The organism is Vibrio sp. Vb1729 (assembly GCF_033338655.1).
Classification (GTDB): Bacteria; Pseudomonadota; Gammaproteobacteria; order Enterobacterales; family Vibrionaceae; genus Vibrio; species Vibrio alginolyticus.
This window is the reverse complement of sequence record NZ_JAWOTB010000022.1, coordinates 43,939-66,954: the sequence shown is the minus strand read 5'-3', so window position 1 is coordinate 66,954 and position 23,016 is coordinate 43,939. Positions and strand designations below refer to the sequence as shown.

Annotated in this window: 18 protein-coding genes; 13 read left to right on the top strand and 5 right to left on the bottom strand. The window is 44.4% G+C overall.

The features are described from left to right. Positions 1 to 14 precede the first annotated feature (14 nt). The 10 genes from R7E29_RS11550 to R7E29_RS11505 all read left to right on the top strand — a co-directional run bounded on the left by R7E29_RS11550 (position 15) and on the right by R7E29_RS11505 (position 12,256). Positions 15 to 947 carry a transporter substrate-binding domain-containing protein gene (locus R7E29_RS11550; RefSeq protein ID WP_042521667.1) on the top strand — a complete coding sequence of 311 codons (933 nt, stop codon included), beginning with the start codon at positions 15 to 17 and terminating at the stop codon, positions 945 to 947. Continuing rightward, positions 944 to 3,274: a putative bifunctional diguanylate cyclase/phosphodiesterase gene (locus R7E29_RS11545; RefSeq protein WP_053303866.1), complete on the top strand. Its 2,331-nt coding sequence runs from the start codon at positions 944 to 946 to the stop codon at positions 3,272 to 3,274. The genes R7E29_RS11550 and R7E29_RS11545 overlap by 4 nt, the downstream gene beginning before the upstream one ends. 212 nt (positions 3,275 to 3,486) lie before the next feature. Then, entirely contained in the window at positions 3,487 to 4,680 is a 1,194-nt protein-coding gene (locus tag R7E29_RS11540) for a glycine C-acetyltransferase (RefSeq protein ID WP_005375095.1), read from the top strand. Positions 4,681 to 4,724: 44 nt separating this feature from the next. Continuing rightward, the gene (tdh, locus tag R7E29_RS11535) at positions 4,725 to 5,756 is read left to right on the top strand and encodes an L-threonine 3-dehydrogenase (RefSeq protein WP_005383983.1); all 1,032 of its coding nucleotides are present in this window, start codon (positions 4,725 to 4,727) and stop codon (positions 5,754 to 5,756) included. 389 nt (positions 5,757 to 6,145) lie between these two features. Then, a complete protein-coding gene (locus R7E29_RS11530; RefSeq protein WP_021035866.1) occupies positions 6,146 to 6,691 on the top strand; it encodes a spore coat U domain-containing protein in 546 nt (181 codons plus the stop codon). A gap of 39 nt (positions 6,692 to 6,730) precedes the next feature. Continuing rightward, complete coding sequence (locus tag R7E29_RS11525) at positions 6,731 to 7,228, top strand: spore coat U domain-containing protein (RefSeq protein WP_017635493.1); 498 nt, start codon at positions 6,731 to 6,733, stop codon at positions 7,226 to 7,228. A gap of 20 nt (positions 7,229 to 7,248) precedes the next feature. Beyond that, the gene (locus R7E29_RS11520) at positions 7,249 to 8,004 is read left to right on the top strand and encodes a molecular chaperone (RefSeq protein ID WP_053303865.1); all 756 of its coding nucleotides are present in this window, start codon (positions 7,249 to 7,251) and stop codon (positions 8,002 to 8,004) included. Next, positions 8,004 to 10,430, top strand: a complete 2,427-nt coding sequence (locus R7E29_RS11515; RefSeq protein ID WP_230850620.1) for a fimbria/pilus outer membrane usher protein — start codon at positions 8,004 to 8,006, stop codon at positions 10,428 to 10,430. Before R7E29_RS11520 ends, R7E29_RS11515 begins: the two co-directional genes overlap by 1 nt. Beyond that, positions 10,427 to 11,395, top strand: a complete 969-nt coding sequence (locus tag R7E29_RS11510; protein WP_017635490.1) for a spore coat U domain-containing protein — start codon at positions 10,427 to 10,429, stop codon at positions 11,393 to 11,395. Before R7E29_RS11515 ends, R7E29_RS11510 begins: the two co-directional genes overlap by 4 nt. A 141-nt stretch (positions 11,396 to 11,536) precedes the next feature. Then, entirely contained in the window at positions 11,537 to 12,256 is a 720-nt protein-coding gene (locus R7E29_RS11505) for a carbonic anhydrase (protein ID WP_017635489.1), read from the top strand. Between the two features lie 72 nt (positions 12,257 to 12,328). On the opposite strand, the gene R7E29_RS11500 is transcribed toward R7E29_RS11505, so the two are convergent. Beyond that, positions 12,329 to 13,432, bottom strand: a complete 1,104-nt coding sequence (locus R7E29_RS11500) for a mechanosensitive ion channel family protein (RefSeq protein ID WP_005375107.1) — start codon at positions 13,430 to 13,432, stop codon at positions 12,329 to 12,331. A gap of 301 nt (positions 13,433 to 13,733) precedes the next feature. Between R7E29_RS11500 and R7E29_RS11495 the strand changes: the two genes are divergently transcribed. Further along, complete coding sequence (locus tag R7E29_RS11495) at positions 13,734 to 14,081, top strand: helix-turn-helix domain-containing protein (protein ID WP_005375109.1); 348 nt, start codon at positions 13,734 to 13,736, stop codon at positions 14,079 to 14,081. A gap of 90 nt (positions 14,082 to 14,171) precedes the next feature. Here R7E29_RS11495 and lldD read toward each other — a convergent pair whose 3' ends face one another. Both lldD and R7E29_RS11485 read right to left on the bottom strand, forming a co-directional pair. Beyond that, the gene (gene lldD, locus R7E29_RS11490; protein WP_005383962.1) at positions 14,172 to 15,311 is read right to left on the bottom strand and encodes an FMN-dependent L-lactate dehydrogenase LldD; all 1,140 of its coding nucleotides are present in this window, start codon (positions 15,309 to 15,311) and stop codon (positions 14,172 to 14,174) included. Between the two features lie 315 nt (positions 15,312 to 15,626). Continuing rightward, a complete protein-coding gene (locus R7E29_RS11485; protein ID WP_005375111.1) occupies positions 15,627 to 17,318 on the bottom strand; it encodes an L-lactate permease in 1,692 nt (563 codons plus the stop codon). Between the two features lie 162 nt (positions 17,319 to 17,480). Here R7E29_RS11485 and R7E29_RS11480 point away from each other — a divergent pair, with 162 nt between their 5' ends. Next, the gene (locus tag R7E29_RS11480; RefSeq protein WP_005375112.1) at positions 17,481 to 18,380 is read left to right on the top strand and encodes a LysR family transcriptional regulator; all 900 of its coding nucleotides are present in this window, start codon (positions 17,481 to 17,483) and stop codon (positions 18,378 to 18,380) included. Between the two features lie 120 nt (positions 18,381 to 18,500). Then, complete coding sequence (locus R7E29_RS11475) at positions 18,501 to 20,534, top strand: prolyl oligopeptidase family serine peptidase (RefSeq protein WP_054576606.1); 2,034 nt, start codon at positions 18,501 to 18,503, stop codon at positions 20,532 to 20,534. 242 nt (positions 20,535 to 20,776) lie between these two features. Here R7E29_RS11475 and R7E29_RS11470 read toward each other — a convergent pair whose 3' ends face one another. Together R7E29_RS11470 and R7E29_RS11465 are read right to left on the bottom strand one after the other, a co-directional pair. Continuing rightward, complete coding sequence (locus R7E29_RS11470; RefSeq protein ID WP_017635486.1) at positions 20,777 to 22,408, bottom strand: ABC transporter ATP-binding protein; 1,632 nt, start codon at positions 22,406 to 22,408, stop codon at positions 20,777 to 20,779. A gap of 85 nt (positions 22,409 to 22,493) precedes the next feature. Beyond that, complete coding sequence (locus R7E29_RS11465) at positions 22,494 to 22,991, bottom strand: hypothetical protein (protein ID WP_005375116.1); 498 nt, start codon at positions 22,989 to 22,991, stop codon at positions 22,494 to 22,496. Positions 22,992 to 23,016: the final 25 nt, after the last annotated feature.

The following is a 23,016-nucleotide window of genomic DNA, read 5'->3' as shown; positions in this document are numbered from 1 at the left end:
GTAAGGATATTATTATGTCAGTCATAACATTCAAAAGAACTTTAGCGACGGTGGCGCTCATGGTTACCTCTGTTGCGTCATCTGCCGCTTGGTCAGACGATTTACAACAAATCCGTGAACGCGGTGTACTGCGTCACATTGGTGTCCCGTACGCTAACTTTGTCTCCTATATTGAACAAGGTGAAGTGGAAACTTTGACTGGCTTGGATGTAGAGATAATAAAAGGTTTTGCCAAGTCGTTAGGTGTTCAGTACCAGTATGTTCCAGCACAGTGGAGCGACGTGGTTGGTAAGTTGACAGGGCAAAATGTGCAATATCACAACAAGCAGGCTGTTGTCGGAGAAAGTGTTCCAATTGAAGGCGACTTGATCGCAAATGGCGTTACTATTCTTGATTGGCGCTCTGAGGTTGTCGATTTTTCACAAGATTATTTTCCTTCAGGTGTATGGTTGGTTTCCAGATCCGACTCTAGTCTGAGCCCGATTAAACCAAGTGGGTCGGTCAATGAAGATGTTAAAAACGTCAAGCAGCTGATCGATGGTCGCGAAGTGTTAGCTTTAGAACATTCTTGCTTGGATCCTAACCTTTATGACTTATATGACACAGGTGCAAAAGTTATATTACCTGATGGGGCGCGTCTCCTTAATGAGATGGTTCCAGCGATAATGAAAAATGATGCGGAAAGCACATTATTAGATGTTGCGGATACGCTAATTGCCCTCGAAAAATGGCCGGGCGAAATAAAAGTCATTGGCCCTATATCTGAAAATCAAAAAATGGCTGTTGCATTCCGTAAAAATTCCCCTGAATTACGCAAAGCATTTGATCGTTATTTAAACTCGATAAAAAAAGACGGTTCATACGAAAAATTAGTAAAAAAATACTATCCATCTATTTACTACTTTTATAACGATTACTTTATAGAAGATAAAAAGAAAGTCCGATGAATAAGGCCGTTAAAAAATTTTCCAGTAAAAGATTTATTACAATAAGCGCAATATTAGTTTCAATTTACCTAGCTATGCTTATTACTGTGACTAGCGTAGGTCAAAATAAATTAAAAGAATCTCAATACAGAGAACTAGATTTAAAAGTTAAAAGTTATGCAAGCACACTCGATAATTTATTTACCATAGCGAGTGAAGATGTTGATAATCTAGCTACAGATAAAACAATACAAACATTCTTTGGTAATTTAGCTTCTGGAATGTCAATGGAGTATGGGTTAGGTGCCAGTTTAATTAATTTAAAGCGTCGCTTCGATGAGAAGATAGACAGTAAGCTAATTAATAGCAGCCAAATCTATAAAAAGCTCACGCTGGTCGGCAGTGATGGAGTCACCATTGTCACCACTGGATCTGAAAACCTTGCCGAGCACAAAATGGACATACAAACCTTAATGACTCAACACGGGCATCCCGAAGAGGTTTGCGCGACGCGATACAATGATGACGTTCGCATTCAAGTCATTAAGCAAGTTAAGTTCTCCGGAAAGCCTGTTGCCTTTTTAATTGCCGATCTTAATAAGAATATTGTTATTGACCAACTTACTAACCAAGAACACGAAGATAGTTATAGCCGAATGGTGCTAAAAATAAAAGACGTGGAAATGGTTGTATGGGATACCATAAATAAAACACCTTCTCACAATAAGGATGAGAATTATTTCGTTTCTGAGGCTGTAGACGGAAAAATTTACTTTGAAGTGCCTGTGGATAAACATCACTTCAAATTGATGGCGTGGTTCGAGCCTTTGAGTGAACGAGATATATTTACATCACGGCTCTTTATTATTGGTTTGAGTATTCTGGCCGTTATGATCGTCATTGCTTTATGTTATGCATTCATCACGAACAATAATAGGATTGAATTGAAAATTAAGCTTGAGGAAGAAAAAAAGCGTAAAGATATTCTTTCTCAACAGAATAAAAAATTAACGAACGAAATTGAACGTCGAAAAGCGTCTGAAAAAGAACTCGCCTTCCAAGCTAAATATGACATATTAACTAATTTGCCTAATCGTAGTTATGGTTCCGAGCGATTGGCTTTGGAGTTAATTAGGGCATCGCGTAGTGGGTCTAAAGTTTTGGTGATGTTCATCGACTTAGACCACTTCAAGCAGATTAACGATTCAATGGGACACTTTGTTGGGGATGAAATCCTTAAACTCAGTGCTCAGCGACTGTATCAAGTCGCGAGAAAAACAGACTTATTGGCGAGAATTGGTGGGGATGAGTTTTTACTCGTCATCCCTGATTTGCCTGATAATGATACTGCAAAGCGAGTTGCTTCAAGTGTGCTTTCGGCGTTTAACGATCCGTTTGTTTGGAACAACCATGAATTCTTCTTGAGTAGCAGCGTCGGAATGTCTGTGTTCCCGGATGACGGAGACAACGCTGAGCAGCTTCTTGCATGTGCAGATATGGCAATGTATCGGGCGAAACAAGATGGGCGTGATGGCTTTTGTTTTTATAACCATAATATGAACCAAGACTTGCAACGCTACTTAGATCTGGAAAATCGTCTGAGAAGTGCGATCTCCAATCAGTTGTTAGAGCTGTATTATCAGCCAATTATTGAGCTGAGTAGTGGTAAACTCGTAGGGGCAGAAGCGCTAATGCGTTGGAATGATGACAAGTACGGATTCGTAAACCCTGAAGAGTTTATCTCTATTGCAGAGAAAAATGGTTTAATTCATCAAATTGGTGAGTTTGCTATTCAACAAGCGTGTCGACAAGCGGCACAATGGCAAAGTCTGACTCCGTTGTTTGTTTCTGTCAACTTTTCTAGTGTTCAATTTAGGTACTGCGAGCGCTTACTTACGTTTATTAAACACAGCCTTGAGGAGTCTGGTCTTCCGTCAGATAAGTTCGATATTGAAGTGACAGAAAGTCTCCTCTTCAATCACGATTCTGAGCTATTAGACATGCTTAATAACTTACGAGCGTTAGGCACCAAACTTACTATTGATGATTTTGGTACTGGTTATTCTGCGCTGAGTTACTTGCAGAAGTTTCCGTTCGACCGCTTAAAGATTGATCGTAGCTTTATGCAAAATATGTTCGAGAACGACTCAGACCGCGAGCTTGTGAACGTAATCATAGCAATGGCGAAAGCGCTGGATCTTAAGATCGTCGCAGAAGGCATCGAAGAACAGCGTCATGTGGATTACCTGAAAAACCTAAACTGTGAGTTCGGACAAGGTTTCCACTATAGCCGACCATTACCTGCTAAGGACTTTGAAGCACTTTTGGCTAAGCCTACCTGGCTATAATTCCTTTTATAACAACCTCATAGAAAAGCATTAATTGAATTTGTGCCTAGGATTCATTAATGCTTTTCCACCTTAAGGTATAATCCTTCCTCCTTCCTTGAATTACACTACAATTAATTGATGAGTGATAGCCCGTGACGCCCGTCACATAAAGGCTAAGCCTAATTCTAAACGAGTAAATACTCGCCAAAATAACTAGGAAGGAATTTCAAATGTCTTCTGCATTCTACCAACAGATTCAGCAGCAAATCGAAGAAGTAAAGGCGGAAGGCCTTTACAAATCAGAGCGTGTCATTACGTCTCAACAGCAAGCGGCTGTTAAAATCTCTACTGGTGAAGAAGTACTAAACTTCTGTGCGAACAACTACCTTGGTCTTGCTAACCACCCGGCACTTATCGAAGCGGGTAAAGCAGGCATGGACGAGCACGGCTTTGGTATGGCTTCAGTACGTTTTATCTGTGGTACGCAAGACATCCACAAAGAGCTTGAGCAGAAGCTTTCTAAGTTCCTAGGTAAAGAAGATACGATTCTTTACACATCATGTTTCGACGCAAACGCGGGCCTATTTGAAACTATTCTAGGCAAAGAAGACGCAATCATCTCTGACGCTTTAAACCACGCGTCAATCATCGATGGTGTTCGTCTATGTAAAGCGATGCGTTTCCGCTACTCAAACAACAACATGGAAGAGTTAGAGCAACAACTGATCGCTGCGAAAGAAGCAGGTGCTCGCCACATTCTTATCGTAACGGACGGTGTGTTCTCAATGGACGGCGTAGTAGCAAACCTTCCGGCTATCTGTGACCTAGCAGAGAAGTACGGCGCGTTGACTATGGTTGATGACTCTCACGCTGTTGGCTTCATGGGTAAAACTGGTGCAGGTACGCACGAGCACCACAACGTGGTTGACCGTATCGACATCATCACTGGTACGCTAGGCAAAGCAATGGGTGGCGCTTCAGGCGGTTACACGTCTGGTAAAGCGGAAGTGATTGACTGGCTACGTCAGCGTTCTCGTCCATACCTATTCTCTAACTCTGTTGCACCAGCAATCGTAAGCGCTTCTATCCGCGTTCTAGATCTACTAGAAGAGAGCGGTGACCTACGTGATCGTCTATGGGAAAACGCAGCACACTTCCGTACTCGTATGGAGGACGCTGGTTTCACAATGGGTGGTGCTGACCACGCAATCATCCCAATCATGCTTGGCGACGCAAAAGTAGCAGCAGAATTTGCAGAGCGTGCGCTGGAGAAAGGCATCTACGTAATCGGCTTCTCATTCCCTGTAGTACCAAAAGGTCAAGCACGTATCCGTACTCAAATGTCTGCGGCGCACTCTCGCGAGCAACTAGACCGTGCAATCGACGCGTTCATCCAAGTTGGTAAGGACATGGGTCTTATTTAAGATTCTAGGCCTTAGACAATAGGGCCTTTAATTAAGGTTACATTATGAAAATTAAAGCATTATCAAAGCTAAAGCCTGAAGAAGGCATCTGGATGACTGAGGTTGATAAACCTGAAGTTGGCCATAACGACATTCTGATCAAAATTAAGAAAACCGCTATCTGTGGTACAGACGTACACATCTACAACTGGGACGAATGGTCACAAAAGACAATTCCAGTGCCTATGGTTGTTGGTCACGAATACGTGGGTGAAGTGGTTGCGATTGGTCAGGAAGTTCGTGGCTTTGAAATCGGTGACCGCGTATCTGGCGAAGGTCACATCACGTGTGGTCATTGTCGTAACTGTCGTGGCGGCCGTACTCACCTATGCCGTAACACGATTGGTGTGGGCGTTAACCGCGAAGGTGCATTCGCAGAATACCTAGTTATCCCAGCGTTCAACGCGTTCAAGATCCCTGAAGGCATCTCTGACGATCTAGCGTCTATCTTTGACCCGTTTGGTAACGCAGTACACACAGCACTTTCTTTCGACCTAGTAGGTGAAGACGTGCTTATCACAGGTGCTGGCCCAATCGGTATCATGGCAGCAGCGGTTGCTAAACACGTTGGTGCTCGCCACGTAGTGATCACAGACGTGAACGAATACCGTCTAGAACTTGCTCGTAAGATGGGTGTAACACGCGCAGTAAACGTGGCTGAAGAGAAGCTAGAAGACGTAATGGCTGAGCTAGGCATGACAGAAGGCTTCGACGTTGGTCTAGAAATGTCTGGTAACCCAGCAGCATTCAACTCAATGCTAACCACAATGAACCACGGTGGTCGCATTGCACTACTAGGTATTCCACCGTCAGACATGGGTATCGACTGGAACCAAGTTATCTTCAAAGGCTTGGTGATCAAAGGTATCTACGGTCGCGAAATGTTCGAAACTTGGTACAAGATGGCTTCACTGATCCAATCTGGTCTGGATCTATCGCCAATCATCACGCACCACTACAAGATTGATGACTTCCAAGAAGGCTTCGATGTAATGCGCAGCGGTATGTCAGGCAAAGTTATTCTTGATTGGGAATAACTTATTCAAGTAAGAAATGCGCTCCTTTTTGGGGCGCATTTTTGTTTCATGAAGATTTTTGTTTCGGGAAGAAATGGTCGCCAATCTTTTCTAAACTTCTCGTATCGTTCTGCTACTTTTTTTAGATTTTTTCCACTCAACTTCACCCTACCTTCTAACTCATTGTCGATTCTGTATTTGGAATAAGATAATAACCATTTGTTTTTAGTGGTTATTTTTTAGCATTACATGCTTAAAAATCGTCATTTTTAAGTTTAATGTTTTTATTTTCTGTTCGTCTTTATCCTTATCCTGCTTCTTTTTATTGTTTTACATTTTATATGCATTTGGTTTGTCATAATTGAGCTATAACTAATAAAAAGGTTACCGATATACAGTGGAATGTAAAAATGGAGCTTTATATGAAAAGATTTTATCTGATGATGCCTCTGCTCTTAACCTCATTTAGTTGGCAAGCGAATGGAGCGTCAGTGAGCGGTACGATTGATGTTTCAATTAACCTTGTACAAGGTTGTGTGATTAATGGAAATAATGCGGTAGATGCAGCTTCTGGCGTTGGCTTTGGCTCACTTGCCTTTGGAGACGTGCCTGCAATCTTCAGTGAACAAGATGGTGTGGTAAATGGTGGTAGTGCGACGGGTATTGAAGTGCTTTGTAGTAACGGTGTGACACCGACGTTTACATTGGGCACCGGATTGTATGATGCAAGTGCGACCGTTGGTACCTACGCGATGTCAAATGGCGCGCAATTTATTGATTATACGTTGTTTACCGATTCAGACCGAAGCACACAAATTATACAAGGCGGGACGGTAGCTCTGTCTGAATTTACTAGTGCAACATCGCAAACTATTGAGCTTTTTGCGAAAGCTTACGGTACGAGCAGCATTGCCGGCACATACTCCGATACCATCAGTGTGACGCTAAGCTGGTAAAACGTGACGCTGGTTGTTAGGGGCTTTTCACTTGTCGCGATGAGTTTGTGTTCTTTAACTGTGCTGGCTGATGCGACACAAACTTTTCAGGTGTCTGCCACCGTAGATACAGGTTGTTTGATTAACGGCGCAGTACAAGAAGAAAGCGCAACCCAAGCCGGGCAAATAGGCACGTTAGATTTTGGTGAGCATTCTTCAGTTTACGCGACGGAAGTACAAGGCAGCATCACTTACAGTTCATCACTCACATTAAGTTGTACTCCGGGTATTACGATGAATGTTTCCGTAAATGGCGGGATGAATGCATTGGACGGTGTACGTAAGCTAAAGCACAGTGAAGAAGCGACAACGGTAGATTACTTTTTGTTTCAAGATCTAAATTATACGCAGGTGCTTGATATTGACACGCAATACTCCGTCGATACCGACCAAGACCCAGATAATATTCAGTTTCCTATCTGGGCAAAGGCGACAATAAATGGGAATGAAATGGCTGGAATTTATATGGATACGCTTACGCTGACATTAGAGTGGTAAGTGAACTTTGGAGGGGTGAAATGGAATTCATACTCAAAAAACTATTATTAATAACCTTCCTTTTTGTTTTTTTCTCAAATGCCAATGCTAACTCATTATTAATTTGGCCGATTTACCCCAAAATATCAGAGGAGAGTAATGCAACGTCACTTTGGATGGTGAATAAAGGCAGTGCTGATTCTTATTTGCAAGTGAGAATTTTTAAGTGGGAACAAAACGAAGGAGAAGATAGCTATTCAAGTCAAAGCCAGTTAATTGCAACTCCTCCGTTTGTCAAAATTGAACCAGGTGAAAAGCAGTTAATCCGCATCATCAACCAAGATGAGGCCTCTGCGGGTAAGGAGTATGCATACCGAGTGATCATAGATGAATTACCGCCAACTCAAAACCCTCAAACAGAATTGACGGAAAATGAACTCGCTGTAAAAGTCCGAATGCGTTACTCGATACCTTTGTTTATTTACGGGAAAGGGCTGACTGATACTCAAAAACCAAACCGTGACAGTGAATTATGGGGTGATTTACAGGCACAGTTTATTAAGAAAAATAATCAGCGTTTTGTTCACATTAAAAATTCAGGAAAACACCATGTTCGCTTAGTGAATTTACAGTTGAATCTACCAAATAAAGATCCTGTCGTTATTTCCGATGGACTAGCTGGCTATATTCTTCCTGAACAGTATAAGGTTTGGTCTATTCCCCATAGTAATGTCAGACCCTTGAGTTTGAGCGCGAATATTGGAGGTAAACGTTACCAAATACCATTGAAGCAATAATGAATAGATTTAATACAATGAATGCTTTCTTTTGGTTGGTATTACTTAGCGTAACGTGGAGCAGTATTGGTCTTTGTGCAAATTCAGCAAACCACTTCTCTGAGCTACCGAGTCCTGAAAATTTCTCATTAGAAAAGTTTGAGAATATTAGCCTCAATCTGGAGTTGGTGATCAATCAAAGAGCAACAGGGCTTGTTGCGAAAGTTGAGCGAGTTGGCGATCAGTTCTTTTTGCTCCGGGAGGACCTCATTTCAGTTGGGGTTACCGCCACGTCGTTGCCTGGAACCGAAGAGAGACTTGAGGTTACGTCTATCCCAGGTGTTAACGTGCGTTACTTGCAATCGTCATTGCAACTTGCAATTGACGTACCGCCTAATTGGTTACCGATGCAGAGCTTATCAGCGCAGGATATGGGGCGATTTTCCCCGGCTCAGTTTGGGCGTGGTGGCCTGCTTAACTACAACGTATTTGGTGTGTACGAGAACGAAAGCCGACAAAAGGAGGTTTCTATAAATCATGAAGTCAGAGCCTTTTCTGAGTTTGGCGTTTTTTCTACTACCGGGATATTTAAATCTAACTTTCATCGCGATGTTCAGTCCCAGCAAAGCAGCCAGTACACTCGTTTTGATACGAGTTACGAGTACGTCAATCAAGAGAAGCGAATTCGTATAGAGGTAGGGGACTATATTGTTCGCCCTTTATCTTGGAGCCAACCAGTAAGACTGGCGGGTATTCAGTTGTCACATGATTTCTCTATGCGTCCGGATGTCGTGACGACGCCGTTACCTGCATTTTACGGTGAGGTCACTGCGCCCACTACGTTAGATTTGTTTATCAATGGCTTTAAAACTGACTCAATGAATGTTGGGCCCGGTCCTTTCATTATTAACGATATTCCAATGCTCTCTGGTGCTGGGGAAGCAACGGTAATTGCAACGGATGCTCAAGGTAAGCAAACGGTCATGACCAGCCCATTTTTTCTCTCTTCCGATCTACTCAAGACCGGATTTACATCTTACAGTGCGAGTATTGGTGCGATCAGAGAAAACTTCGGTAATGCATCTAACGACTATGGAGACGGTGGCGTGGTTACCGCTCTGCGTCATGGCATGACTGATTGGTTAACATTAGAAGCTCAAGCTGAAGCAAAAGATGACCTGATCGTTGCGGGGTTGGGCTTTGTCACCAATGCTTTCAACTTGGGTACGGTGGATGCCTCGTTTCGTGTGAGTAATTTTCAGGATCAATCTACCTCATATGCGCTAGGTTATAGTTATCAGTCTCGGTTGTTTAGCTTCGCTGCTCGAACTCAAGTAGAACAAGCCGACTTTTATACCTTATCTCATTTACCAAATTACGAAATGCTCGATGAAGGCAAGGACGCTTCACTCGCGTCGCGCCATCTATCACAAATCAATATGGGAGTGCGTTTGGGAGATTGGGGCTCACTTTCTGGTGGGTACTTTGATATTCAACAATCCGACTCAGATTCACGTACCCTAAATCTTACTTATAGCTACGCTCTGCCTTTTAATATCAATATGTCCCTTTCTTACAACCATAGTATTGGTGGTCAGAGTGTTACGCTGGCGCAATTCTCTCTACCTTTCAGTTCTTTGGGGGGAAGTTCGGGGTTAACGCTGAAAAGAGAGGATGATGGCGATGTTAGAGGGCGAGTGGGTTACAGCCGCCTTGCGCCAATACGAGGTGGGTGGGGCGTCAATTTAGCGCATGATATTAACGAACACCCAGAAAACCGTAAACAGGCCGATTTGACCTACCGTGCGTCATGGGCGCAGTTCAGAGCGGGGTTAAATGGCACCAGTGGCGACTATGATTATTTTGCGGAAATGGCAGGTTCGGTCTCTACGTTGGATGGAGAAATATTCCCGGCGAATGAAGTGTATGACAGCTTCGCAGTGGTGAGCACCAGTGGTTTTGAAGGTATTCCGGTTAAATATGAAAATCAAATTGTCGGAGTGACAGACGATGAAGGTTACTTACTTGTTCCTTGGGCTACGGCGTATTACACCGCCAAATATGAAATCGATCCACTTAATTTACCTGCCAATGCTGCGTTTTCTGCAACAGAGCAGTTTGCTTCGATACATTCGGGCTACGGCTACCTGTTAGAGTTCCCAATAGAGCTACAAGTTGCACTGAGCATGACGGTGGTAGACGAAAATCATTTGTTCCTTCCGATTGGTACATATGGCCGCTCAGAAACGGGCTTAACAAGCCAAATTGGTTGGGATGGTTTTACCTACTTTGAAGGCGTTGACCCAGGCCGCTACATTCAGTTTTATCCTCAAGGACAGCCGCCATGTAAAGTGTTTATTGAGGGGTTGTATCAGCGTGAGAGTCAAAAAATACAAACATTGCCTGAGCAGGTTTGTATCAAAGCCGAAGAAGAGGCCGCACTATGATTTTGCGCCGCTGGCTTGCTAGCCTACTTCTCTTTTTCTCGTGCTCGACAATGGCTTGTCAGCTCACGGCGGCAACACCTTTAATCTTGTTTGGCAATGTTTCTTCGTTTACTGTTTCAAGCTCTCAGCAGCAAAGCTCAGCTCAGCCTCATGCGGGGATTACGTGTGACTTTTCTACACTTGTGTCTTTGTTAAGTGGCGACTACGTATCAGCAACGTTTAACAGCATAAATAATGGTTTGCTATTAAATGAGGATGATCCGAGTTCGGAGCTCAGCTATCAGATTTTTGGCGATCCAGGTCTTTCACAAGAGTATGTATTCGGCCAAACTTACAATTTTTTTGAAATCGGGTTAATCGATTTACTCGGGTTGTTTGGCACTCAAGCCGAGTTTCCGCTCTATGCTCGGACGGGAGTGGGTAGTAATCTTTCCGCTGGGACTTATAAAGACCAAATCACCGTATCCTGGATTTGGGATTACTGTAAGGGTATCGGGGTTCTAGGGGTATGCATTGGCCGCGCCAATGGCAGCGCTCAAAGCGTGATTACGGTTGAGTTGGAAGTGACCCCTGATTGTATGATCACAGCGCCAGATATTGATTTTGGTTCGTCCCCATTAGTGGCCGGTTTTGAACCAGTCAGTCAGGTTATATCGTTAACTTGTACCAAGAATAGTTCCTTCTCCATTGGCTTGAATGACGGCCTAAATGCGTCCGGCGGTCAGCGGCGAATGATTTCTAGTGGTCACTATTTGGAGTATGAAATCTATAAGTCATCAACGATGGAGCGCTGGGGAGGAACCAGTTCTGAACGTCGTGAACACAGTGACGTCGATACTGGCGGCTCCATTCCTGATGGTATCACTCCACAGAATTATAATTATCGCGCGCAGATACTAACCAGCCAAACGACCCCTCCTGCAGGTACTTACACCGACTCAATAATCGTTGACGTTCAATTTTGAGCATCATGTCAATTACATCATTAGAGGCTTCTATTCCAAAAATCTTTTGTAATCATAGTTTTCACTCTGTCACTGCTTAATTTTGTGAGATTAGTATGGCTTTATTCTCACGGAATTTAACTTTCAGAAATAAGGAAAATGATGAAGAAGTCACTAACAACATTAGGTTTGGCACTGGTATTTACAGGAACAGCTTATGCAGCAAGCTGGGGCTACGAGGGAAACCATGGGCCAGCTCATTGGGGTGAGTTTGCATCTGAGTGCGCGAAAGGTCAAAACCAGAGCCCAATCAACATTGAATCGGCGACCGAAGCGAAGCTAGAAAAATTGAATTTCGACTACGAAGGAAAGGCAATTTCACTGCTGAACAATGGTCACACTTTACAGACTGGTTTAGAAGGTAAAAACACACTCACCATTGATGGTAAAGAGTTTACGTTGAAACAGTTCCACTTCCATACGCCATCTGAAAACCATGTGGATGGTAAAGAATACCCACTAGAAGTACACTTTGTGCATGCCGACAAAGTAGGTCATCTAGCTGTTGTCGCGGTGTTCTTTAAACTGGGTGACACGAACCCAGATTTAGCTAAGATGCTAGCTAACATTCCAACTAAAGATCAAGATGTTACCATCAAGGTTCCATTTGATGCGGATGCCCTTATCCCAAGTGATAAAGACTACTACCGCTTTAACGGCTCACTAACGACACCACCATGCTCTGAAGGTGTGCGTTGGTTGGTGATGAAAGAAGCACAAACTATTTCTCCTGAGCAGATAAAATCTTTTTCGGAAGTAATGGGGAAAAACAATCGCCCAATCCAACCGCTGAATGCACGTATGGTGTTAACGCAACAATAACCACTTCATGCGAAGAAAAATAAAAAGCCCGCTTAAACATAGCGGGCTTGATTATTTGGGTATTGGTGAAAACTAGAAGCCGTGATCTTCTTGCTCTTCCGCTTTTACCATTTGTATAGGATCAAGCTTAAGCGTCTGAGTAGGGAACGCGATATCTGCATCGTGTTCTTTAATGATGTTGATTACCTTAAGCAGTATGTCCTGCTTAACCTCATGGTATCTCACCCAATTCACGGTTTTAGTAAAGGTATAGATAAAGAAGTGCAATGATGATGGACCGAATGTATCGAAATTAACGATAAGTGTTTGGCGTGCATCAATGTCTTTGTGATTTTTCAGCATTTCTTTTACCGCGGTGATAATTTGCGGCATTTTTTCTGCATCGTCGTAACGAAGTCCAATTTTTTCGTAGATACGTCGGTTCAGCATGCGAGATGGGTTTTCTACGACAATGCTGCTAAACACTGAGTTTGGTACATACAGTGGACGCTTATCGAAAGTTCGGATAATGGTCATGCGCCAGCCAATGCGTTCTACTGTCCCCTCTATTTGTCGGTCTGGAGAACGGATCCAATCGCCAACTTTAAATGGACGATCGAAGTAGATCATAAGACCTCCAAAAAAGTTAGACAGCAAATCCTTCGCCGCTAAACCGACGATCAAACCACCAACACCACCGAAGGTAAGGAGGCCCGATAGTGACAGACCAAATGCCTGCATTACGGTTAGAATTCCGACGGTAATAAAGAACAGGCGCGCGACCTTAGCTATCGCTTGTACTGTTGTTTCATCTCGGTTCTTTTGTTCGAGAACATGCTCTTCAACATTGGTAATGAGCCGCATAACGGTCCATACGAAGATGCTGATGATTAAAATCAGTTTCAGCGTACTTAACCAGTTTATTTTATCGTTGAGCTCGCTCTCCAATATGATGCCGATAGAGACGGTTGCTGGCCAACACCAAATGAGTGTACTGACTGGCGCTTTTAGCGCATCAAGCAACATATCATCCCAGTGGAAGGGCGTTTTCTCTACGAGCGCAGCGAGGCGAGAGCGAATCAGCCGCCAAGCTATCCAAGCTATAAAGCTAGCGAGCGTAATGAAAAGGACGCTCCCACTCCAATTTTGATGAGACGTTTCAATGTAGCTTTGTAATTCGGTAAACCACTGTGGCATATGTAACTTATTTCTAGTGAACCATGGAAGGAAAGGTAGCAGATATTACTCCTTCACCCCAGTGATTTCCTTTAAATCATTTACTTATGTCTAAACCGTCCGAGATGGACTTTTCCTTCCGATGACAAGAGAGTCACCTCAATGTTCTGTTGAGCGACCGCCTCATGCATGTTCAGAGGTACGCTACCAATGATTGAGGGTTGATATTTGGACGATCAATTATAACTTCTCTGACTTATCGCTAACATTTATCTTAAGTAAGTGTGAGAGTGTATTGGCTCTTGAATTAGCGGAGGCAGATATGGAATTTACAGAGCTGGATCGAAACGCGCTCTACGACATCTGGATGTCACAAAAAGCCAAAATGCACATCACTCAAATGGAAATGGCGAAGCGCCTTGGTTTGAGTCTACACGAGTTTTCTGGCTTGTTACGTGGTAATTCTCCACTGACGCTAGGTTTTGTAAAACAGCTATGCGAGCAGCTACATGTACGTCCTGGTCAGGTGATTCCGTCTTTGACGGAGCGTGACCTATCTGCATCTGGTACCGTTTATTTACAAAATCGTGTGACGGTGGATGGCGATATCAGTAACGTGTTTATCGACGGAAACCAAGTCGTGATCGAGTACGTTCACCAAGTTAGCTAGCTTGCTCGTCAAATTATCGGGTTGAAGAGCAATAAAAAACGAGCCACTGTTGGCTCGTTTTTTCGTTTCTGTTTTGCTCGATTGCAAAGATTATGGGATTTTCACTAGCGAATCGCGTGAAAGATCCGCGATAGACTTAGCGCCAGTCAGCGTCATTGCTACACGCATTTCTTTATCGTACAGATCCAGTAGATTTTCAACGCCTGCTCCGCCTTGTGCTGCCAATGCGTACACAAATGAACGGCCAAGAAGCGTACAGTCTGCACCAAGTGCGAGCATACGAACGACATCAAGACCAGTACGAATACCAGAGTCTACGAAGATCTTAAGATCACCTTTTACCGCATCCGCAATGCTTGGTAGTGCTTTAGCGCTTGAAAGTACGCCATCTAACTGACGGCCACCATGGTTAGATACCACAATGCCGTCCGCGCCGAAACGTACCGCATCTTTCGCGTCTTCTTCATCTAGAATGCCTTTGATAACCATTGGACCATCCCAAAAATCACGAATCCACTCAAGATCTTTCCAGGAGATAGAAGGGTCGAAGTTTGCGCCTAACCAGCCGATGTAATCTTCTAGCTTTGTTGGTTCGCCACGATAAGTTGAGATGTTACCTAAGTCGTGCGGTTTACCAAGTAGACCCACATCCAGCGCCCAGCTTGGGTGGCGCATCGCCTGGAATACACGACGCATGGCCGCGTTAGGGCCACTCATACCTGAATGCATGTCACGGTAACGTGCGCCAGGAACTGGCATATCAACGGTAAACACCAGCGTTGTTACGCCTGCTGCTTTTGCACGCTCAAGTACGTTCTTCATAAAGCCACGGTCTTTAAGTACGTAAAGCTGGAACCACATTGGACGTTCAATTGCAGGTGCGACTTCTTCAATCGGACAAACCGAAACAGTCGACATAGTAAACGGGATGCCTTTTTTCTCGGCTGCTTTTGCTGCTTGCACTTCGCCTCGGCGCGCGTACATACCAGTTAGACCAACAGGAGCTAGCGCGATTGGCATTGCCAGTTTCTCACCGAAGATCTCGGTTTCGAGGCTCAAATCTGTCATATCGCGTAGGACGCGTTGGCGAAGAGCGACATCACCTAAATCGTCAGTATTACGCTTCAGCGTGCGTTCGTCGTAAGAGCCGCCATCAATATAATGGAATAGAAACGGGGGAAGCTTGGCTTTCGCGGCAGCGCGGTAGTCAGTAGAAGCTGAGATAATCATAATGGTGTCCTAGCGGTTATTCTAAGCAAAGTTGTGGAGCAATTTGCTCTTTCGTTGAGCCTTCATCGCAAAGCAGTGAAGACATCAAAATGAGTATAGTTACCTATGGTTCACTTACGTTTGAATCGGTGATGTTGGTAACCCATTTACATAATTGGTTGAAAAATTTTATTAAATCACTCAATCAGTTATGCAAACTGGAAAGGGTGACACAGCTGTCGGGGGAATTGATGTAGCAAGCTAAATCAACATGTCGGGGTAGTAGTGCAGACAGCTGTGTCAAATTAGGCAGGGCTGTAAACCCTGCATTTCGCGTTACTTCATTAAGACATCTGTCATTTGGAAGCCATAAATCAGCACCAATCCAATAATGCCTGTCATTACAATGTAGTAGAACGTAGGGATAATCGTTTTACGCAATGTTGCGCCTTCTCGACCAAGCAAACCTACCGTGGCTGATGCGGCAACAACGTTGTGAATCGCAATCATGTTACCTGCAGCAGCACCGACGGCCTGGAGTGATACAACAATCACACTCGAAATAGACAACGTTTGTGCCACTTCGAATTGGAACTGGCTGAACATCATATTTGATACCGTGTTTGAGCCAGCGATGAACGCACCCAGTGCACCAACGGTGGCACTCAGCGCTGGGAACGCAGAACCAACAAGGTCAGAGGCGAAGTTTGCGGTTGTGACGGGCATACTTGCTAGGTCAGCACCGTTGATGCCTGAGTTGATAAAGATACGAACCATCGGAATGGTAAATACCAAGACAAAACCCGCCCCAATCAGTGTTTTGCTTGACTCGCCAAACGCTTCACGCAATGGCTTTACACTGCCGCTTTGTAACATTGCAGCAAGTAGTGCGACAAACACCAGAATGCCACCAGGAAGGTATAACGGCTGAATAGCAGCGCTAACGCCAGTCTCACCAAGAATGTTGCTGAACGACAAACTTACGCTTTGTACAAAGCCTTTCAGCTCAGGGCTAACGCGGCTTGCGACGAGAATAACTGCCAGCATTACATATGGAACCCAAGCTTTTACGATGCTCATTGGCTTGCCCGGATTGTCGTTTAGATCGACTTTTAGCGAGCCTAACCACTCTGCAGGCCATTTGTCTTCGCTTTCGAAATCCCACTTAGTCTTTGGTACTAAGAAGCCTTTTTTCGCTGCGGTAACAACGATAGACAGACCAACCAAACCACCGATAAGTGAAGGGAACTCTGCGCCCAAGAATACGCCGGTTAACGCGTATGGAACGGTGAAAGAGACACCAGCGAATAGCGCAAATGGTAGAATATCCAGGCCTTCACTCCAGCTTCTGTTCTTGCCGAAAAAACGTGTTAACATCATCGCCATTAATACTGGGATCATCGTACCTACGACTGCGTGAATGACAGCAACGTGCGCTGTGATATCTTGCAGGTACATTTCCCACGTTGCACCTTGTGCGGCCAACGACTCACTGATGTTATGGGTGTCTAAACCTTTGTTTACACCTACGATGATAGGCGTGCCTACCGCGCCGAATGAAACAGGCGTAGACTGAATCATCATGCCCATTAGGACAGCGGCTAGCGCAGGAAAGCCGATTGCAACCAGTAGTGGTGCAGCGATTGCTGCCGGGGTACCGAACCCAGAGGCGCCTTCAATGAACGAGCCAAAACACCAAGCAATGATGATGGCTTGTACACGGCGGTCAGCCGAAATATCGGTAAATCCATTACGGATTGTGGTGATCGCTCCAGTGTGTTTTAAAGTGTTGAGCAAGAAGATGGCACCAAACACGATCCATAGAACAGAGACAGTAATGCCCAGTCCTTGGAATACGGAGGCCAGTACGCGATTGGCTGACATATCCCAAAACATTAGTGCGATAGCGACGGTTAGACCGAACGCAACAGGCATGGCTTTTTTAGCAGGCCAGTTGAGACCAACCAATAAGATGGCGGCAACAACAATTGGCGAAAATGCCACTAGGGCAAGTAGGGTTTCACTCATTTGTACATCCTTCGTACGCTGACTTCTCGAACGGTGTCAATCCGCTGTAGAGGTGACTTTTTGTTGTAATGGTTTTGTTAATTTGGCGTGAATTTACTCCTTTATTTTTTGTTGATATAGGGAAATAATGAAAATAATTAATTCCAAAAGTGACATAATGGTATGAGAGCAGACGACTTAATTCTATTTTCTCAAGTAATCGAACTTGGCAGCTTTAGCAAGGTTGCAGAGGCAAATAACCTTACAAATTCGGTAGTTAGCAAAAGAATGGCGAGATTGGAAGAAGAAATAGGGGCTCAGCTATTATATCGAACAACGCGCAAATTAACCTTGACTGAGGCAGGTAAGGTGTTACTCCACAGTGCTAAAAATGTGAAGCAGGCCACTCAGGAGGCTATGGATGCTGTTGCAGGCTTTGGAGAGAATGTGAGCGGTCATATAAAAATGTCCGTGCCGTGTATCTCTGGAGATTTGATACTTGCTGATGCTGTTGCCGAGTTTTGTAACCTTCATCCGGGTCTGACCGTGGATATGTCATTGGATAATCGCTTTGTCGATTTAGTGGCTGATGGTTACGATTTAGTCATTCGAACTGGCTACCTAGCCGACTCTAGTTTGATCGCACGACATATTCTCGATTCCCAATGGGTGGTATGCGCGTCACCTTCTTATATTGCGAAAAATGGGAAACCGATCGAGCCGATTGATCTCACCACGCACAATTGTCTGCAATACGCTTACCAAACCACAGGTGCAACGGATTGGGAGTTTAAAGGAGAAGATGGCAATTACATCGTCAAAGTATCGGGCTGCTTTTCTACTGATAACGCGACCGCATTACGTAAAGCCGCTCTGGGCGGCCATGGTATAGCTTACGTCCCGCGATGCTTGGTGTATCATGATATTCGCAATGGCCAACTGGTGGATATTTTTCCTGAACTAGTGGGTAAAAAGTTGGGTATCTATGCGGTGTACCCGTTTACTCGTCAACCACCGAATAAAGTGAAACTGCTTATTGAGCACATTCGTGATCGTTACTTAACGATATCTCATTATTTCTAGTTCCTTCATAGATTTAAAACAATGTCATTGAAATCAAAATTGGGTGCTCTAAGGTAATCACCGCTATAAAACGATTGAAGATAAACAACTTAATAAAAACAACGGAGTAACACGGACGTTATGCATTACCCAAAAACACGTAAAGATTCTGTCGTGGACACTTATTTTGGTCACGACATTACCGACCCTTATCGCTGGTTAGAAGATGATCGCAGTGAAGAAACCGCTCAATGGGTTTCGGGTCAAAATTCGGTCACCTTCGATTTCCTTGGTCAGATACCGTACCGCCAACAAATCCGTGACTTAGTGGCGAAGAGTCAAAACTACGAAAAATATTCCCAGCCATTTGTACGTGGTGACTACACCTACTTCTACAAAAACGACGGTTTGCAAAACCAAAGCGTATTGTATCGACGTAAAGGCGAGGGAGAAGCCGAGGTTTTCCTTGATCCAAATACTTTCTCCGAAGAGGGCACGACCTCTCTTGGCGAAGTCAGCTTCTCTAAAGACTACCGTTTGGTCGCGTATTCCATCTCGGAAGGGGGCAGTGATTGGCGTAAGATCTTTGTCATTGATACGGAAACCAAAGAACAGTTAGAGCCTGAGATTGTTGATGCGAAGTTTACGTCGATTTCTTGGCTGGGCAGCAAAGGCTTCTATTACTCAAGCTACGATAAGCCGCAAGGCAGCGAGTTGTCTGCTCGAACTGAGCATCACAAGCTTTATTATCATGAACTTGGTACACCTCAATCTGAAGATAAAGTGATTTTCGGTGAGTTGGATACGCAAGTTCATCGTTATGTGTCTGGTACGACGACGACAGATGATCGCTTCCTCATTATTTCTGGCGCAGAATCTACATCGGGTAATCGTCTGTTTTATATCGATTTACAGTCTGACTCCCAAGCAATTGTGACGCTGCGCGAGACAACGCAAGGAGACACCTACTTAATTGATAGCCAAGACGCAACCTTGCTGCTTTACACCAACCTAGACGCGCCGAATGGCAAAGTTGTCAGCTACAACACTCAGACAGAACAATGGGCTGACGTGATTGCTGAACAAGAACAGCCGTTAGAAATCAGCAAAGGTGGCGGTTATCTGTTTGCGACTTATATGGTAGATGTGCTTTCTAAAGTGCAGCAGTTTAACTACCAAGGTGAGTGGATTCGAGATGTACAATTGCCGGGAGAAGGCACGGCTTATGGTCTGGCGGGTAAAAAAGAAGAAACCACACTTTATTACACATTCACTAACTACGTGACGCCTCCGACGATTTTCTCATTTGATGTCGAATCTGGTGAATCCACACTGTTTCAGGAATCAAAGGCACCGTTCGATCGTAATGAGTATGAATCAAAACAGGTGTTTTACACCTCAAAAGACGGCACGCAAGTTCCGATGATCATTTCATACAAGAAGGGCGTTGCACTTGATGGTAGATCACCAACCATGTTGTATGGTTACGGCGGTTTTAACATCAGCCTTACTCCAATGTTTTCTGGCAATGTAGCCAACTGGCTAGAGTTGGGTGGTATATACGCTGTCGCCAACATGCGAGGCGGCGGTGAATACGGTAAAGCCTGGCACAACGCAGGCACTCAGCAGCAAAAGCAAAACGTGTTTGATGACTTTATTGCGGCGGCGGAATACCTGATTGAAAACGACTACACTAGCTCGGATCGCCTAGCGATTCGCGGTGGTTCTAATGGTGGTTTGTTAGTTGGAGCGTGTATGACGCAACGCCCTGAACTATTCAAAGTCGCGCTGCCTGCGGTTGGCGTGCTTGATATGCTGCGTTATCACACGTTTACTTCTGGAGAAGGCTGGAAGTATGACTATGGCACGTCGGAGCAAAGTGAAGCGATGTTCCAATACTTGCTTGGTTACTCTCCTGTTCACAATGTAAAAGAAGGCGTGCAATATCCTGCTACCTTGGTGACAACTGCTGATCACGACGACCGAGTTGTGCCAGCACATTCGTACAAATTTATTGCGAAGCTGCAAGACAAACAGCAAGGCGCTAATCCAGTATTGATACGCATTGATGTTAATGCCGGTCATGGTGCAGGAATGCCGCTGAGTAAGCAAATTGACCTCACCACAGACGTGTATGCATTTACGTTACATAATATGGGTATTGAGTCGATTTAATGCCCTAGTTGTTAGAAACTTCTGAGAATAAAAAAATGCCGCGACAGTGTCGCGGCATTTTTCATGGTTGGGGGAACTCAATTCATACTGTTTGCCAGTATTTGAGCCAGGTTGACTAAGTCTGACCCTTGAACCAACCAGTCTCGGCGGCCAAACCGAAAGGCAGCTACGCCATTCTTAAGACAAGATGAATTTATCACCTTTTCTTAATCCTAGTTTATGAATATGAAACTGTGATGAACCTAAGCCGCATTGTGCTGATTTTCACTGTTTTCAAGATCAAATGAGGCATCTATCAGTTTTTTCGTGTAGTCATTTTTAGGGTTTTGGAAAATCTTTTCTGCCGTACCTTGTTCCATGACCTCGCCCTTTTGCATGACTAGAACACGATCAGAGAGTGCTTTAACTACTGATAGATCGTGGCTAATAAACAAGTAGCCAATATTGTGTTTTTTCTGCAAATCTTTCAGAAGGTCAATCACTGTCAGTTGCACCGAGCGGTCTAATGCAGAGGTTGGCTCATCAAGCAGAATAAACGAAGGTTCAAGGATCAGTGCTCGCGCGATAGCAATACGCTGACGCTGGCCTCCTGAAAACTCGTGCGGATAACGGTTGATGGACGCGGGATCTAAGCGGACCTCACGGAGCACGTCGCGCGCTTTCTGCATACGTTCTTTTTTACTCAACATTGGTTGGTGGACAGTTAATCCTTCTGTGATGATCTCGCCGATAGTCATACGAGGAGAAAGCGAACCATAAGGGTCTTGGAATACCATCTGAACGTCTTTTTTCAGCTCAAAACGTTCTTTGTTTGTCAGCAAGGCCATATCTTGGCCTTTGTATTCTATTTTGCCAGTTGAGGGCAGTAGACCTATCAAAGCTCGGCCGAGTGTAGACTTACCTGAACCGGACTCCCCAACGATCCCGAGGGTCTCTCCTTGTTTAAGCTCAAGAGAAATGCCTTTTACCGCTTCGAAGTACTCATTCTTGCTCGCAATAAAATGCGACTTTACCAAGAATTTGACTCGTATATCGTCGGCCTTTAACAGCTGTGTAGCACTTTCGCTAATAGGCTCCTTACTGCCTTTAGGAATCGAGTTGATTAGCATACGTGTGTATTCGTGCTTTGGGTCCTCGAAGAGTGTTTGCGTTTCGCCTTCTTCGACGACTTCTCCTTTACACATCACAATGACACGATCTGCAAAGTGTTTTACGACGCCTAAGTCATGAGTAATAAATAGGATTGCCATGCCCATCTGAGCCTGAATTTCTTTAATCAGGTGCAACACTTCTGCTTGAACCGTGACATCCAACGCTGTTGTAGGTTCGTCGGCGATCAAAATATCGGGCTCGTTAATCAGTGCCATCGCAATCATGATGCGTTGCAATTGACCACCAGAAAATTCGTGTGGGTACTTGTTGTACGCTTTTTCAGGGTTTGGCATATGAACCAATTCAAACAGCTCTAACACCTTTGCTTTTGCTGTTCGTCTGTCGACCGGGCGGTGACACATGATGGCCTCAGCGACTTGGATACCCACCCGCATGTACGGGTTTAGTGAGGTCATCGGCTCTTGAAAAATCATGCCAATGCGATCACCGCGAATACTTTGCATTTCACGCTCTGTTTTATCCAAGATGGAGCTACCCTCAAACATGATGGATGAGCTTTCATGCAAAATAGCGTTGTCTGGCAATAGTTTCATCAGTGCATTGGTTGATACTGACTTGCCAGAGCCAGATTCGCCAACGATGGACAGCGTCTCGCCTGCTTTTAAATCGAAGCTAACATTCTTTACTGCATCGACGATCCCATCGTTTGTCGTAAAGCTGACTGATAGGTTGTTCACCGAAAGAATGGTTTTAGAAGACATCACAGATCCTTGTGGTTGATAAAGCAAATGATACTCAAGCAATGGACAGCACAAACCTAGTTGGCCTCAATACTTGAGCTTTAGATTAATTATACAGGTGAGAAGGCGAAGATTTTGCCGAACTCATTGCTTGCAAATGTAAGAACTGCTCATGCGCGCGCGTTACGTGCTCGAGTTCTATCATCCATTGAGCATTACGTTGGGCAGAGCAAAATGCCGCCATGTGAGCTAACAAGTCTTCGCTCTGTTGACCAAGTAGGTGACCTACGCGCTCAATCAGTTCATGGCTCTCTAGCTGCAAAAATTGAAATAGCGCGTAAGTTTGATTGAGTATTGAGAACGCATCATGTTGTAAGCCGAGTTTGTTGAGAATCTCTGATTGCGTCACGCTGGCATCTCTAAGCCCCGTAATGAGACATACAAACTGGCAAGGTTTAGTTTGTGCATTTTCTAGCGCTAAGTGAATGTGGTTGGGTAGATTGTTGAGCACGTCGTCATATAAACGATGAGCTTCTGGCCAATGGCCTTGTTCCATCAGTTGCTCTGCTTTTAAGTAGCGCATCCAGCATTGCTCAATATTCATATCCATCTCCACAACATTTGATTTG

Coding starts and splice junctions, on each gene's coding strand:
- R7E29_RS11485 (WP_005375111.1), bottom strand. CDS start 17,318: ATGAGTGAAACCCTACTTGCCCTAGTGGCATTTTCGCCAATTGTTGTT.
- R7E29_RS11515 (WP_230850620.1), top strand. CDS start 8,004: ATGAATAGATTTAATACAATGAATGCTTTCTTTTGGTTGGTATTACTT.
- R7E29_RS11470 (WP_017635486.1), bottom strand. CDS start 22,408: ATGTCTTCTAAAACCATTCTTTCGGTGAACAACCTATCAGTCAGCTTT.
- R7E29_RS11465 (WP_005375116.1), bottom strand. CDS start 22,991: ATGAATATTGAGCAATGCTGGATGCGCTACTTAAAAGCAGAGCAACTG.
- tdh (WP_005383983.1), top strand. CDS start 4,725: ATGAAAATTAAAGCATTATCAAAGCTAAAGCCTGAAGAAGGCATCTGG.
- R7E29_RS11475 (WP_054576606.1), top strand. CDS start 18,501: ATGCATTACCCAAAAACACGTAAAGATTCTGTCGTGGACACTTATTTT.
- R7E29_RS11495 (WP_005375109.1), top strand. CDS start 13,734: ATGGAATTTACAGAGCTGGATCGAAACGCGCTCTACGACATCTGGATG.
- R7E29_RS11505 (WP_017635489.1), top strand. CDS start 11,537: ATGAAGAAGTCACTAACAACATTAGGTTTGGCACTGGTATTTACAGGA.
- lldD (WP_005383962.1), bottom strand. CDS start 15,311: ATGATTATCTCAGCTTCTACTGACTACCGCGCTGCCGCGAAAGCCAAG.
- R7E29_RS11500 (WP_005375107.1), bottom strand. CDS start 13,432: ATGCCACAGTGGTTTACCGAATTACAAAGCTACATTGAAACGTCTCAT.
- R7E29_RS11480 (WP_005375112.1), top strand. CDS start 17,481: ATGAGAGCAGACGACTTAATTCTATTTTCTCAAGTAATCGAACTTGGC.
- R7E29_RS11525 (WP_017635493.1), top strand. CDS start 6,731: ATGAGTTTGTGTTCTTTAACTGTGCTGGCTGATGCGACACAAACTTTT.
- R7E29_RS11545 (WP_053303866.1), top strand. CDS start 944: ATGAATAAGGCCGTTAAAAAATTTTCCAGTAAAAGATTTATTACAATA.
- R7E29_RS11520 (WP_053303865.1), top strand. CDS start 7,249: ATGGAATTCATACTCAAAAAACTATTATTAATAACCTTCCTTTTTGTT.
- R7E29_RS11540 (WP_005375095.1), top strand. CDS start 3,487: ATGTCTTCTGCATTCTACCAACAGATTCAGCAGCAAATCGAAGAAGTA.
- R7E29_RS11510 (WP_017635490.1), top strand. CDS start 10,427: ATGATTTTGCGCCGCTGGCTTGCTAGCCTACTTCTCTTTTTCTCGTGC.
- R7E29_RS11530 (WP_021035866.1), top strand. CDS start 6,146: ATGGAGCTTTATATGAAAAGATTTTATCTGATGATGCCTCTGCTCTTA.
- R7E29_RS11550 (WP_042521667.1), top strand. CDS start 15: ATGTCAGTCATAACATTCAAAAGAACTTTAGCGACGGTGGCGCTCATG.